The sequence below is a fragment of the Stutzerimonas chloritidismutans genome, assembly GCF_051486945.1.
GTDB lineage: Bacteria > Pseudomonadota > Gammaproteobacteria > Pseudomonadales > Pseudomonadaceae > Stutzerimonas > Stutzerimonas chloritidismutans_B.
This window is the reverse complement of sequence record NZ_JAHVDX010000002.1, coordinates 797,059-811,182: the sequence shown is the minus strand read 5'-3', so window position 1 is coordinate 811,182 and position 14,124 is coordinate 797,059. Positions and strand designations below refer to the sequence as shown.

At 58.4% G+C, this 14,124-nt stretch carries 8 protein-coding genes; all 8 read left to right on the top strand.

The annotated features are described in order from the left end of the window. The first annotated feature begins 2 nt into the window (after nt 1-2). The 8 genes from KXR72_RS10880 to KXR72_RS10845 are packed head-to-tail and all read left to right on the top strand — an operon-like array spanning nt 3 to nt 13,636. Nucleotides 3-1,469, top strand: a complete 1,467-nt coding sequence (locus KXR72_RS10880; RefSeq protein WP_437421120.1) for an N-6 DNA methylase — start codon at nt 3-5, stop codon at nt 1,467-1,469. Continuing rightward, nucleotides 1,466-2,434, top strand: a complete 969-nt coding sequence (rhuM, locus tag KXR72_RS10875; RefSeq protein ID WP_437421119.1) for a RhuM family protein — start codon at nt 1,466-1,468, stop codon at nt 2,432-2,434. The genes KXR72_RS10880 and rhuM overlap by 4 nt, the downstream gene beginning before the upstream one ends. Continuing rightward, the gene (locus KXR72_RS10870; RefSeq protein WP_437421118.1) at nt 2,431-4,098 is read left to right on the top strand and encodes a restriction endonuclease subunit S; all 1,668 of its coding nucleotides are present in this window, start codon (nt 2,431-2,433) and stop codon (nt 4,096-4,098) included. The genes rhuM and KXR72_RS10870 overlap by 4 nt, the downstream gene beginning before the upstream one ends. 16 nt (nt 4,099-4,114) lie before the next feature. Continuing rightward, nucleotides 4,115-5,200 carry a nuclease gene (locus KXR72_RS10865; RefSeq protein ID WP_437421117.1) on the top strand — a complete coding sequence of 362 codons (1,086 nt, stop codon included), beginning with the start codon at nt 4,115-4,117 and terminating at the stop codon, nt 5,198-5,200. A gap of 45 nt (nt 5,201-5,245) precedes the next feature. Further along, the gene (zorA, locus tag KXR72_RS10860; protein WP_437421116.1) at nt 5,246-7,591 is read left to right on the top strand and encodes an anti-phage ZorAB system protein ZorA; all 2,346 of its coding nucleotides are present in this window, start codon (nt 5,246-5,248) and stop codon (nt 7,589-7,591) included. Next, nucleotides 7,591-8,355 (top strand): OmpA/MotB family protein, encoded by a 765-nt coding sequence (locus tag KXR72_RS10855; RefSeq protein ID WP_437421115.1) that lies wholly within the window; start codon nt 7,591-7,593, stop codon nt 8,353-8,355. Before zorA ends, KXR72_RS10855 begins: the two co-directional genes overlap by 1 nt. After that, nucleotides 8,352-10,598: an EH signature domain-containing protein gene (locus tag KXR72_RS10850; RefSeq protein WP_437421114.1), complete on the top strand. Its 2,247-nt coding sequence runs from the start codon at nt 8,352-8,354 to the stop codon at nt 10,596-10,598. The genes KXR72_RS10855 and KXR72_RS10850 overlap by 4 nt, the downstream gene beginning before the upstream one ends. Then, nucleotides 10,598-13,636 (top strand): DEAD/DEAH box helicase, encoded by a 3,039-nt coding sequence (locus KXR72_RS10845; RefSeq protein WP_437421113.1) that lies wholly within the window; start codon nt 10,598-10,600, stop codon nt 13,634-13,636. Before KXR72_RS10850 ends, KXR72_RS10845 begins: the two co-directional genes overlap by 1 nt. Nucleotides 13,637-14,124 lie beyond the last annotated feature (488 nt).

Genomic DNA, 14,124 nt, shown 5'->3' with positions numbered 1-14,124 from the left:
GCATGTCCATCAGCTCCACCATCAAATCCATCCAAGACATCATGCGCAAAGACGTGGGTGTCGACGGCGACGCCCAGCGCATCGGCCAGCTGGTCTGGCTGCTGTTCCTCAAGATCTTCGATGACCGCGAGCTGGAATGGGAGCTGATGGATGACAACTACCGCTCGCCCATCCCCGAAAGCTGCCGCTGGCGCACCTGGGCTGCCGACCCGGAAGGCATGACCGGTGATGCACTGAAAGACTTCATCGACAACAACCTGTTCCCGCAGCTGCAGAACCTGCACGAATACAGCAATACGCCATCGGCCTTCGTAGTGCGCAGCGTGTTTGAAGATGCCTACAACTACATGAAGTCCGGCCAGCTGCTGCGCCAGGTGATCAACAAAATTCAGCAGGGCGTGGACTTCAACAAGGCGCAGGAGCGCCACGAGTTCGGCAACCTCTACGAACAGCTGCTGCGTGACCTGCAGAACGCCGGCAACGCCGGTGAGTTCTACACGCCGCGCCCGGTCACCGAGTTCATGGTGCGCATGGTCGATCCCAAGCTGGACGAGAAGGTGATGGACCCGGCCTGCGGCACCGGCGGCTTTCTCACCTGCACCATCGAGCACAAGCGCAGCCGCTATGTGAAAACCGCTGAGGATGAGCGCACCCTGCAGGCGAGCATCTACGGTGTGGAGAAGAAGCCGCTGCCGCACCTGCTGGCCACCACCAACATGATCCTCCACGGCATCGAAGTGCCGAACCAGATCCGCCACGACAACACCCTGGCGCGTCCGCTGATCAGTTGGGGGCCGAAGGAGCGGGTCGACTGCATCGTCGCTAACCCGCCGTTCGGTGGCATGGAAGAGGACGGTATCGAAACCAACTTCCCGGCTGCCTTCCGTACCCGCGAAACCGCCGACCTGTTCCTCGTATTGATCATGCACCTGCTGAAAGATGGCGGCCGCGCTGCGGTGGTGCTGCCCGATGGCTTCCTGTTCGGCGAAGGCATCAAGAGCCGCATCAAGGAAAAGCTGCTCACCGAGTGCAATCTGCACACCATTGTTCGCCTGCCCAACGGCGTGTTCAACCCCTACACCGGCATCAAGACCAACCTGCTGTTCTTCACCAAAGGCACACCGACCAAAGAGGTGTGGTTCTACGAGCACCAGTACCCAGCCGGCGTGAAGAACTACTCCAAGACGCGCCCCATGCGCATCGAAGAGTTCGCCGTGGAAGAGGCCTGGTGGGGCAGTGAGGCCGATGGCTTTGCCGCACGCGTGGAAAGCGAGTTCGCCTGGAAGGTCAGCCTGGATGAACTGAAAGCTCGCAACTGGAACCTCGACTGCAAGAACCCCCATGTCGGCGAGCAGATCAGCCACGACCCGGACCAGCTGCTGCGTGACTACGCGCAGCTGCAAGGCGAAATCAGCCAGCTGCGCGACCAGCTCAAGGCCGTGCTGGCCGAGGCGCTGGAGCGGCCATGAGCGACGTCGCCATCTACGAAAGTGCCAGCGGCCAGATCGCCGTCACCGTCGAGCACGACAGCGTATGGTTACGCCAGGAGCAACTGGCCGAGCTGTTCGGCCGTGACCGCACCGTGATCGGCCGGCACATCCGCAACGTCTTTGCCGAGGGCGAGCTGGAACGTGAAAGCAATGTGCAAAATCTGCACATTGCTGGCTCCGACAAGCCGGTGGCCTTCTACAACCTCGACGTGATCATCTCCCTCGGCTACCGGGTGAAGTCCCGTGAAGGCACGCGCTTTCGCCAGTGGGCCAATCAGGTACTCAAACAGCACCTGACCCGCGGCTATACGCTCAACCGCGCGCGCTTCGAGGCCAACGCCCGCGAGCTGGAGGCGGCGCTGGAGCTGGTGCGCAAGGCCGCTCGCACGCCCGAACTGGGCGAAGCCGGCGGGCGTGGGCTGGTGGAAATCGTCAGCCGCTACACCCAGACCTTCCTCTGGCTGCAACGCTACGACGAAGGTTTGCTCACCGAACCCACCGGCAGTCCCGGTGGTGAATTGCTTGATGCTACCCAGGCGCGCCGGCAACTGGCCGAGCTCAAAGCCCAGCTGATGGCCCGTGGCGAAGCCAGCGACCTGTTCGCCCGCGAACGCGGCGATGGCCTGGCTGCGCTGCTCGGCAACCTCGAGCAAAGCGTCTTCGGCGAACCGGCCTACCCGAGCCTGGAGAGCAAAGCCGCGCATCTGCTGTATTTCGTGGTCAAGAATCATCCCTTCGCCGATGGCAACAAACGCAGCGGCGCCTATCTCTTCGTCGACTTCCTGCACCGCAACGGCCGCCTGTTCGATGCCGACGGTAACGCCGTGATCAATGACACCGGTCTGGCGGCGCTGACCTTGCTGGTTGCCGAATCCGCCCCCGCACAGAAAGACACCCTGATCCGCCTGATCATGAACATGCTTGCCCCGGAAACCCGCCCATGACCGCTCTGCTGACCGATAACCTGCCGCTGCTGACCGGCGCGCCCAATGGCATCAAAAAGCTGCGTGAGCTGATTCTGGAACTGGCGGTGCGCGGCAAGTTGGTGCCGCAAGATCCCAGTGATGAGCCGGCCAGTGAGTTGCTGAAGCGCATTGCCGAGGAAAAGACGCGGTTGGTTGATGAGGGGAAGATTAAGAAGCAGAAGCCACTGGCTGAAATTGGCGAAGAAGAGAAGCCGTTTGACGTACCTACCAACTGGGAGTGGGTTCGTCTCGGGGAAATTGCAGAGATTATTCGTGGAGTCACCTACAACAAATCGGATGCCAGTGATGCTCCGTTACCCGAGCACGCCCCCTTGCTCCGAGGGAACAATATTAATCGGACGTTGAACTTTGATCGCCCGGTTTATGTTCCCCAAAAGATAATTTCGGAGCATCAGTACATCAAAGCTGGCGATATTGTTATTGCAATGTCGAGCGGAAGTGCTGACTTGGTCGGTAAGGCAGCGCAGGCTACAGCTAGCTTTGATGGTTCATTTGGAGCTTTTTGCGGCGTGGTTCGCTCACGTACGAGCGACCTTTTTCAGTTTTTTGGATGTTTCTTCCAGACACCGCTCTACAGGTCAAGGGCGGCGGGACATGGCAAAGGGATTGGTATAAACAATCTTCAAAAGTCGGCGTTGGAAAAACTGGAAATACCTATTCCCCCATTAGCCGAACAACACCGCATCGTCGCTAAAGTCGATGAACTGATGGCCCTATGCGACCGCCTGGAAGCCCAGCAGGCCGACGCCGAAAGCGCTCACGCCCAACTGGTGCAAGCGCTGCTCGGCAGCCTGACCCAGGCCGCCGATGCCAAGGACTTCGCCGCCAACTGGCAACGCCTGGCCGAACACTTTCACACCCTGTTCACCACCGAATCCAGCATCGACGCTCTCAAGCAGACCCTGCTGCAACTGGCTGTGATTGGCAAACTGGTACCGCAAGATCCCAACGACGAACCGGCCACCGAGCTTCTCAATCGTATTATCGAAGAAAAAACTCGTGCTGCCTCTCTGAACCGGAAGCGGCAAGTTAAAGAAGTAGTTGATAGCAGTGGTGATGTTGCTGGTCTGCTTGTGCCTAGAGGATGGGTTAAATCGACAGTTGGGGCAGTAACTATTTGCCGCGATGGCGAGCGCGTTCCGGTCGCTCAAGCTGAGCGGGAGGGGCGGGCAAAAACTTACGATTACTATGGTGCGTCCGGTGTCATCGATAAGATTGATGGTTATTTATTTGACAAGCCACTGCTTTTGGTTGGTGAGGATGGCGCGAATCTAATTAATCGCAGTACTCCAATTGCGTACATGGCTCGAGGTAAATATTGGGTTAATAATCATGCCCATGTCTTGGATGGGATAAGCGAGTCTCTGCTTCTGTACGTCTGCCTCTATTTTAACGCCATTGATCTAAAGCCCTACGTGACGGGCACGGCTCAGCCCAAAATGAACCAGGCAAAAATGAATGCAATTCCATTGTTGCTGCCTCCGGAGGCCGAACAACACCGCATCGTCGCCAAAGTCGATCAAATGATGGCGCTCTGCGATCAACTCAAAACCCGCCTGACCCAGGCTCGCCAACTCAATGAACAGCTGGCTACCGCATTGGTCGAGCAGGCCGTGGCCTAAACGCAGGAGTGCAGGGATGCCTATACGCACGCAAGTCTGGACCGTCGGAGCGCAACCCGTAGCCCTCAAGGCGGCGCGGTTAGTCAGCGAGCAGTTGCTCGAGAATATGATTGTCGCGGCGCCGGCACTACTGTCGGACGACTGGCTGCTGATCGGCCAGCAGGAAAGCACCGGCTATGGTGGTCGCATCGACCTGCTGGCGCTGGCTCCAGACGCCTCGCTGGTGCTGATTGAACTCAAACGCGACCGCACCCCGCGCGAAGTGGTGGCGCAGGCGCTGGACTATGCCGCCTGGGTGGAGCGGCTGGAGGCGGACGAGATTGCCGCCATCTATCAGCGCTTCAAGCCGCAGGGCGATCTGGCTGCTGATTTCCAGGCGCGTTTCGGTGCGCCGCTGGATATCGAGTCGCTCAATCAAAACCATCAGATCGTCATCGTTGCCGCCGAGCTGGATGCCAGCAGCGAGCGCATCGTCAGCTACCTCAGCGAGCGCGATATCGCGATCAATGTGCTGTGTTTTCAGGTGTTCCAACTCGGTGAGCAGCAACTGATCAGCCGCGCTTGGCTGCTAGACCCAGCCGAAACGCCGCAACCCACCGCCGTCGCCAAGCCCGGCACGCCCAGCGAGCCCTGGAACGGCGAGTTCTACTGCTCCTTCGGCCACGGCCTCAGCCGCTCTTGGCCCGAGGCACGGCAGTTTGGCTTCATCTGCGGCGGTGGTGGCAGCTGGTACAGCAACAGCCTGAAGGTGCTCAGCCCTGGCGACCGAATCTGGGTCAACGTACCCGGCTCCGGCTATGTCGGCGTGGCGCGAGTTACCAGCTATGCCACCCCAGCCATCGAGTTTCGTATTTCCTATCAGGGCAACGAGGTCCCGGCGCTGGAGCTGCTCAACGGCGCTAATTATCACCGCGATTTGGCCGATGACCCGGAACGCTGCGAGTACTTCGTGTCGGTCGACTGGCTGCTCAGCCTGCCGCTGAACGAAGCCATCAGGGAAGTTGGCCTGTTCGGCAACCAGAACACCATCTGTCGCCCGACAACCCCGAAGTGGCGCTGGACGGTCGACCGATTGAAAGAACGCTTCGGCGTGAAAGCCTGATTCGCTAATTGCTTTGATCCCCTGCTTTAAACGGACGCTTTGGTCATGATGGATTTGCTGCAACACCTGATCCCCGATTTCGCCCATATGTTCAGCGCCAACCCTAACGGCATCAGTGCCTGGTTCTGGTTGGTCACTGCACTGATCTTCGGGTTTTCGCTGTTCTTCCTGATGCTGCATTTCCGGCACTTCAAAATGCGCATGCGTGCACTGCGCTCGCTGCTGGACGGCCAGAGCAAGGACACCCTGGCTGCCAGCCGAAGAGAAACGCTACACAAGGCGCAGGAGCTGAAGGCATCCAATGTCGGCATGCTCTGGCGCGAGTTCGATGAAAGTCTCGTGCATTCGTCCGACCAGCAAAAGCTGTTCAACACTCTGGATGCCGAGCATTTCTTCAATGCGCGCACACTGGCGAGTGGTCTGACTGCCAGCCGTCTGCTGGCCGCAGCACCCAGTTTCCTGGTGGCGGTCGGTGTGTTGGGTACCTTCGTGGGTTTGACCGTCGGGCTTGAGGGGCTGGTGGGTACGTCCGACGAGATCGAGGCGCTGAAGGGCGGCATCAACAAGCTGATCTCCGGCGCTGCTGTGGCGTTCATGACATCGGTCTGGGGCGTTGCCTTTAGCCTGCTGCTGAACATCATCGAGAAGATGTTCGAACGTAGTGCGCTGATTGATATCCAGCGGCTGCAGCACGATATCGACTTCCTCTACCCGCGCATTCCAGCCGAGCAGTCGCTGGTGCATATCGCGGAATACGGGAAGGAGAGCAAGGAGGCGCTGCAGGAATTGCACGAGCGCATTGGGGATCGGCTGCAGGAAACCCTCAATGGCATGAATGAGGCCATGCAGACAGCGTTTACCGATGCGCTGAACAACATCATGGCGCCCGCTATTCAGACCTTGGTCAGTACCACCAGCCAGCAATCGACCCAGGTGCTGGAGACCCTGGTTGGAAGCTTCATGGACGGCATGACGTCGGTTGGCCGGGAGCAGGGCAGCCAGATGCAACAGGCCGCTGCCGACGTGAACGCGGCCGTAAGCGGCATGAGTGAGCGCCTGAACCAGCTGTTTACCAGTTTGAGCGAGCAACAGGGACGGCAAATGGAGGTTGCGCAGCAGCAGAGCAGCCAGTTCGAAGCTCAATTGCAACGCATTGCTGGCTCTGCAGATCAGCGGCAGGAACAGCTGGAGCAGCGTTTCAGCGAGCTGATGGCCGGACTGTCGAGCCAGTTGCAGGGGCAGTTGGGCTCTGCGCAGCGCCGCGATGAAGAGAGGCAGGCGATGTTCGAGCGTTTGCTGAGTGAGTCCAGTGCCAATCAGGCGGCGCTTCTGGAGAAGTTCTCCAGTTCCACTCAGGACCAGATGCGAGTGATGGCCGAGGCGGGCAATGAGCGGCATAACAACCTGGAGAAAGTGTTCTCCCGGTTGATGATGAACCTGAACACGCAGCTCGATACGCAGATGGGGGCCGCCGAGCAGCGTGAGCAGGCCAGGGCGCAGCGCCACGAGGAGCAGCAAGCGGCGGCACTGGCGCAACAGCAGCAGCTGATCGGCAATCTGGGCCAGACCAGCCAACAGCAGATTGGCGCCATTGCCGAAGCCGCGGCGACGCAACAGCGCAATCTCGAGGAAACGGTCAGCAAGCTGCTCGGCAGTTTCAATGAGCAGGTCAGCGGGTACGGCGTGCAGGCGGAGCAGCGTGAACAGAGCCGCCAGCAGCGCTTTAACGAACAACTGGAAAACATGGCTGCGCAGCAGCAGCAATTGCTGGCAGGTATCGCGTCCGCCGTTCAGGTTACGCAGCAGCAGAGCAGGCAAATGGCTGAGCAGCACCAGCAGCTGATGACGCGCCTGCAACAAGCTACCGAAGCGTCCGCGACCAGCAGCAAGCACTTGGATAGCAGCGCCAATCAGTTGGGCCTGCTTTCTGCCAACCTTCGCCAGGCCGCTGATGCGCTGGGCCAGCGCCTGGAGGCAGTAACCCAGAGCGTGGAAGCTGCGAGCACACAGAATGCCGCGTTGGCTGCACAACTGCAGGGCCAGGCAAGTTCGCTGTCGCAGCTGCAGGCAGCACTACTCGAGGGCGCGCAGCGCTTCGAGCAGGCCGCAAGCGAAGCGCGCACTGGCTTTGGCGACATGAAACAGACGCAGCAGGAATTCCTATCCGGCGTAAGGCATGAATTTACAACGCTGGGTGAGACGCTGCGTGCCCAGGTAGAGGCAATTGAAAAGCAAGCTGAAGAGTGGCTGCGTAGCTACGCCTCCGAAGTGCGTACGCAGACTGAGGACCGCATGAATAAGTGGAACGAGGTCTCGCTTGCCTATGCCGATCAGATGCATCGCAACGTCCAGGCGGTGAGCGGGATTCTGGATGAGCTGGAGGCACGCTGATGCGCTTTCGCAAGTCGCATGACGTGGCCGTCGATGAGGAAAACCCGTACTGGATGTCCTTCTCGGACATTATGTCGGCGCTGCTGGTGATCTTCATTCTGGCCTCGGTGATCCTGATCCTGCAGCTGATGGACATTCAGCAGAAGCTGGAGGAGCGGCAGGTCCAGTTCGAACAGGAAATCGAAGAGCTGAAAAAGGCGGAGCAAGTGCGCCGCACCATCCTCGATGAGGCTGTTGAGGCACTACGCAGGCGCGGCATCAAGGTGGAGGTCAGCGAGAATCACACGGTGCTGAGTATTCCCAACGATCTTCTTGGCTTCGATACCGGTGCCTATGAAATCCATTCGGCCTATCAGGCGCGAGCGCTTGAGATCGGCAAGGTCATCAAGGAGGTGATCTCGCGTGATGACCGGGTGGAATTCCTGGACACGATTTTTATCGAGGGCCACACGGATAACCGTCCATTGCAGGGATTTATGGGCAAAGGCAACTGGGGGCTTTCCACCTTTCGTGCTATTTCGCTCTGGCAGTTCTGGGGGGACGCCTTGGCGCGCGAGGAGCAGTTGTCGCGCCTGAACAACAAGGACGGAAAACCGCTGTTCTCGGTCAGCGGGTATGGCGAAACACGTCCGGCCGTGGCCGATCAGGTCACGGAGGAAGACTTCAAACGTAATCGCCGAATCGACATTCGTTTCACCATCCGTCGTCCGGATAGCGCGCAGTACGAGCAAGTCAAGGAACGTCTGGGGGAGGCCAAGCCATGAGGCTGCCTCCCGTAGAGTTTCCTGCGGCCAGCTGGGGCGCTCAGATGCTCGAGCGCTGGACTGTACTGGCAAAAAAGGCTGCCACTCTGGAGGCGGAGACCGGGAACAATGATGCGTTTGAGCGCATGCTCGCAGTGCTGCGTGGCATGGCCAGCTCGGGGCGATTCGATGGTCTGCCTGAGCTGCTGCGGCGGCGTATTACGGCTCGGGCGTTGAGCTGGCTGTGGCTCAATGACGAGGTGATTGCCAGCCGCCTGCTAAATACGCGCTTGTTGGCTGCCTTGCTGGACGCTCAGCAGCCACGTCTAACGCGTATGACGCTGCAGCAGTTGGCACAGCTGTATTTCCGGCGATTCGATCGGCTGGATGAAAAGGAAGGGGTGCGCGAGCTTCTGGAGCGAAGCCTGTTACAGCAGCTTGACCTGATACCGCCGTCGAAGATCCAGACATCAAGGGCCGATCCGCTGGTTACACTCAAGCGCGAGGGGCATTGGTTGCTTAGCCTCGATGGTCCACGTCATCTCGCTGAACGAGTGCGTCAAGGCGGACGTGAGCTTGGCGAGACGTTCATGGAACTCGGTCTGCACGGCTTTGATGATGGCCGTTATGGCGATATCTGCCGGGCGCACTTTTATCTCGAGACGTTGCGACAGTTACATCCAGGCGAGTCCGATCCGGTGCTGGATGAGTTGCTCAAGCCTGCAGTGGCCAAGGCGCCCTTCGAAGGCGCACGGCGTATCGGCCATGTTGCGCTTGAGATCCTCATTGATCGTGCCGGCCAGGAAGCCGGCGAAGTCTGGCAGAACTTTATCCTTAACATGGCAGGGGACCCACGTATCTCCAGCTCAGCGGTGAACTTCCGGGAGTGGTGGAAGCCGCTGGGTGAGGAGCGCATTCAAAAGGTTCGGGGCTGGTTGTCCAAAGAGGACCTGCGGCTGTTCCTGCAGGCCGTTGAGCAATACGGGCTTGAAACAGCCAATACGGAAATGCAGCGGATGTTCCCCGCCCGCAAGCGATTCCTTGAAGGGCTCTTCAAGCTGAAGTTAATTCGTAACACTCGCCTCCTACTGGGCGGCAAGGCTCAACAATCGGTCAAGCGGATCTTGGGTAAGGACGTTAAGACCAGCTTCGCGCGGATGGATGGGCAGATGACGGACAAGGCTGTCATTTATCTGGACTGCGGTGACTTCCATCTGGTCGAGGGCTCACATAGTTTCAAAATCTGGGTCTACTTGGCCGCGCCTGGTGAAGCCCTAAGAACATATGAGCGAAATACCTTCAGTCATCAAGACCTGACCACCACGGTCCCCGGAACTTACAAGAAACTCTACCCCGGGTTGCCTTACGACGCTTTCGTGCATACCCCATACACCTGGCAGAACAAGGTCTTCACCTTCCTGGCCGAGAATGGCATTGCCATCGATGTCGAGCAGCTCCTGAGCCCTGAAGATTATCGTCTCCAACTGCGCAAATTCGGAATCCCTGCCGTAAGTCCCAAGCGCACGGTGGTTCCCGCTCCGGCGAAAGAAGGGGCCAAAGCGGTAACGCGATCGCCGACGGCTGCTCAACAAGGAACTGAACACGCTGCGGCGCCGATGTCACGCAACGCCGATGTGCCAATCCCAGCACGGCGTTCAGCTGATGTTGCAGCTGCGGCCGCAAATGGTGCAGTGAAATCAGGCGCCGTTGCCTCCGGTCGCGACGACCCGGCTCTGCAACGAACGAAGCAGCCGTCCTTCAGCTCGCTCCAGCTAGCGGCCCTGCGCTATCTCGAGATTCATCCGCATTGCGGTTTCGGGGCGTTACTCGAAGCTGTAAGCAATCAGGGCGGCAATGTGTTGAACGTGAAGACGATGTTGGAAAGCAGCCTTTCGCAATACGTCCAGCAGGATGGAGAAGGGCGTTGGCTGCTGTCGGTGCATGGTGAGCAATTGGTAGCCGAGCTGACCCGGCCGGAGCCATCAAACGCAACTCAGAGCGTGCCTGATGCCGTAAGCGCAGGTTCGGGATTCGCTACGCTCGATCCGTTTGCGCTTGCCGTATTGCATTATTTCGCTGCCAACCCAGGCGATAAGGTTCGTTATGCGGCGAATGTTCTAGAGGTCGACGCGAGGCTGGTCAATCAGGCTCTATACGGCCCATTGAAAGGGCTTTGTATGCAGGATGATAAGTACGGTTGGCAGCTGACAGGCGCCGCTCAACGCGAGCTGGAAGCGTTCGAGGCTGAGGGGAGAGAGCAGTAATGAGCCTTTTAGATGTTCTGAAATCCCTGATTGGCGAGCGTGATGTGGCGGTCGGTAGTCAGGAGGGGTTTGCGTCGAGTGCAGACTCCAACGGAGCCAATTTTTATCTTCCCGTCCACACGTTCAAGGCGTTGCAGGAAGGTAAAGGCAACGCACTGCAGAAGGTTCAGCTGATTGTCCTGAACATGCTCGCAGAGCAGGGCATCGCAGAGCACACGGCCAACGGCTTTCATATCGGTGCTGAAGATATTGCCGGTATGGACAATGAGCAGGCCGACATTCTACGGCTGCCACGGCGATTCGCCGGTCGCTTTCAGGCCTTCATCAGCGGGCGTACAGGTAATAGCGCCTTCCGCGTTGGGATTGCGGTTGAAGTGGCTGAGGGCGTCACACCTTTCTCGCGCAAAGGCCCGTATTTATACCTGACGAGTACCGAACGCTATTGGCTTACGCCAGCTGAGTTGATGGGGCTGATGGCTTGGGAAAAGCACGAGTCGCTCGATCCAGCACAGCGAGGGGAGGCGGCTAACCTTCGCTTGATGGCTGAGCTACAGACAGCTGCCCGAAGCGGTATGCGCATCGATTTGAGTCATTTCGATCGACTCGATGTGGTCGTTCCGGAAAATGTTGGCGTTATTGCGACCCGACTGCCAGATGGCAGCCTGATGCTGTGCCCGAGTCTGGGGGATGGATCGACGCCCGATCAGCTGGAGAAGCGCTGGTCACAGCTCGACATGAGCGCTGACGGGGGTGTGCTGCGAATCGACAATCGTGTGGTGTTGCTCGATCAGGCGAAGATGGACGGCATTCGCAATGTGCTGGCCAACAAACGAATCCCGCCAGATAAGGTCGCTGAGTTTATCGCCTCGCCTACGGCCTTTTTGGATGCTGCACTGGTCAATCTCGAGGTCGGTTTCTCGGTCCGCGTAGCTGGTATTGGCAAGCTGCAGCATATGGACTTCGGCGCGTTGGATGCGGCCAAGAATGACTGGTTTGCCCTGGATAAGCGCCCCGCGCCAGCAGAGATCATCCCGAAGTTAGTTCAGACGCCAGAGGAGTTGGAGCGTTTTGAGGAGGTGCTGCGGTCCGCGATAGAGCAGGGTGCAACGAGTCTGAGCTTTGCTGGTGAGGTCATCGACATTTCAGACGCGCCGCTTGTGGCGCGTCAATTGGAACGGGTGAAAGAGACGCTCGAGAAGCCCGAGTTGTCGGAGCCGCCGGCCGCAGCTGAAGACCTTTTTGACGAGCCCAAGGAGAAGGTTGCCGTCATTCTTAAGGATGCCGGCGAAATCAACTCGACACTACTGGCAAAAGCCAGCAACGCTCGCTTACTGGAAGCACCAGACTGGTCCGCTTATGCGCGGCAGCCATTCCCGCATCAGGTCGAAGGTATTGAGTGGATGCTCAGGCTGATGAACGCCGCGTTATCTGACGATCATGATGACCTCTATCGCCTACAGGGCAGCCTGCTCGCCGACGATATGGGGCTGGGCAAAACATACATGTCGCTGGTCGCAATCGGTGAATACCTGGCAGCCCAGCGCCGAAGCGAAAAGCCGCAAAAACCAGTCCTGGTAGTCGCACCACTTAGCCTGTTGGAAAACTGGGAAGACGAAGTTGGAAAGACCTTTCTAAGCATTCCGTTCCGCGATCTCGTGGTGCTGCAAGCTGGACGAGACTTAAACCGCTACCGCGTCAAGGGCGCCGAGCGAGAGTCTGTTCAATTGGCTGCCCTGGCCGATGATGACGGCATGATGGATGCCCAGAGCATTCGTTATGCGTTGACCATTGGCCCGGAGGCGGGTGCTCAACGTCTGGATATGGACCGTCGTTTGGTTCTAACAACGTACCAGACGCTGCGTGACTACCAGTTTTCGCTGTGCAGGATCGACTGGGGCATGGTCATTTTCGACGAGGCGCAGAACATCAAGAACCCTAACGCACTGCAAACCCGTGCGGCAAAGGGGTTAAAGGCTGACTTCAAATTGTTGGCCACCGGCACGCCCGTGGAGAACAGCCTCGGCGACTTCTGGTGCTTGATGGATACGGCTCAGCCAGGGTTGTTTGGCAGCTGGGAAAACTACCGAGACACTTGGATCAAGCCGATTCTCTCGGCCGGGGAGGAGGAGCGCGACGAGGTCCGTGTTCGTCTGGGTGAGCAACTGCGCAAGGCGGTCGGGCCGTTCATGCTGCGTCGCGTGAAGGAAGACCAGCTTAAAGGGCTGCCTAGCAAAACGATCCGTAGTGGAGTAGAGCAGGTAGATCGAGGCATCCAGCGTTATGCGCCTGAGTTGGGCGCATCTATGCGCGGGATTCAGCTGCAGGTGTATGACGATGTGCTAGATGGATACCGTGCTCGACGCGCCAGCGCAGATGACATGCGTGGTTCGGCTCTAGCGGCGCTTACACAGTTGCGTTCTGTCTCGCTGCATCCTCGCTTGGATGACGAAACGTCGCTGTACAGCCGTGATGGACAGCATGCCCGTCAGTTAATGTCCGAGTCAGGCAAGCTGGCAGTGACGCTCAAGCTGCTGGACCAGATACGCGACAAGGGTGAAAAGGTCATCCTGTTCATGATGACCAAGCGCCTGCAGAGGGTTTTGAAGCTGTGGCTTGATCAGATCTACGGCCTGGACATTGCCGTTATCAACGGCGATACAAAAGCGGTAGCTACCAAAGCGGAAGACATGACCCGTAAGAAGCTCATATCAGCATTCGAAGCGAAGTCCGGCTTCAACCTCTTGATCATGTCGCCGGTCGCAGCGGGCGTAGGTTTGACCGTTGTCGGAGCTAACCACGTTGTTCACCTAGAACGGCACTGGAACCCCGCAAAAGAGGCGCAGGCCTCTGACCGCGTCTATCGGATTGGGCAGCAGAAGGAAGTGTTTATCCATCTGCCTGCCGTAACGCATCCGCAGTTCGATTCATTCGATGTGCATCTGGATCGGCTGCTGCGCGGCAAGTTGATGCTCAAGGACGCGGTGGTGACGCCCGAAGCGGTCAGTGAGAGCGAGATGATTTACTCGATGGGGCTTTAGCCTATAACCGACGTGACCGACGCGCGGATAATCTATGACCTAGATCGCTGGCCGTCAGGACGCTCGGCCCGCTGCGTGGCAGCTTTTCCGTGTTAACCAAGCTGTTAACCGATGTTTTGTTAACCACCAACCCTCGGAGCACTAATCTCAACAGGCCGAAACCGAGGGCGCGCCAATAATCATCATAGTCGCCGCCATTGATGCTTTGCTATTGCAGCAAAGAACACCCAGCGGCAGCGATTGGCGGGGCATCAAAGGTTACAGCCCGCGTGGCTCTCGATCGAGTAGACCGGTCGGTCGGGCGGCGGTAGATTGCGCACGGAGGGGATTACTGTGTACGAGGTCGGTTTAATGCTTGGTCTGCCAGTCTTCTGTGCCGCCTGGTCGGCTTTCGTTTGATTCATACCGGTTAGCCTTCAGGTCTTCGGGCGTCGGGTTTAATGTTTTGAGCCTGAGAAACTGCTGCGACCACCGAGGTTCAGCTCAGT

Bases quoted from the DNA above. Each gene is read 5' to 3' on its own strand.
- KXR72_RS10855 (WP_437421115.1), top strand. From the start codon at position 7,591: ATGCGCTTTCGCAAGTCGCATGACGTGGCCGTCGATGAGGAAAACCCG.
- KXR72_RS10850 (WP_437421114.1), top strand. From the start codon at position 8,352: ATGAGGCTGCCTCCCGTAGAGTTTCCTGCGGCCAGCTGGGGCGCTCAG.
- KXR72_RS10880 (WP_437421120.1), top strand. From the start codon at position 3: ATGTCCATCAGCTCCACCATCAAATCCATCCAAGACATCATGCGCAAA.
- rhuM (WP_437421119.1), top strand. From the start codon at position 1,466: ATGAGCGACGTCGCCATCTACGAAAGTGCCAGCGGCCAGATCGCCGTC.
- KXR72_RS10865 (WP_437421117.1), top strand. From the start codon at position 4,115: ATGCCTATACGCACGCAAGTCTGGACCGTCGGAGCGCAACCCGTAGCC.
- KXR72_RS10870 (WP_437421118.1), top strand. From the start codon at position 2,431: ATGACCGCTCTGCTGACCGATAACCTGCCGCTGCTGACCGGCGCGCCC.
- zorA (WP_437421116.1), top strand. From the start codon at position 5,246: ATGATGGATTTGCTGCAACACCTGATCCCCGATTTCGCCCATATGTTC.
- KXR72_RS10845 (WP_437421113.1), top strand. From the start codon at position 10,598: ATGAGCCTTTTAGATGTTCTGAAATCCCTGATTGGCGAGCGTGATGTG.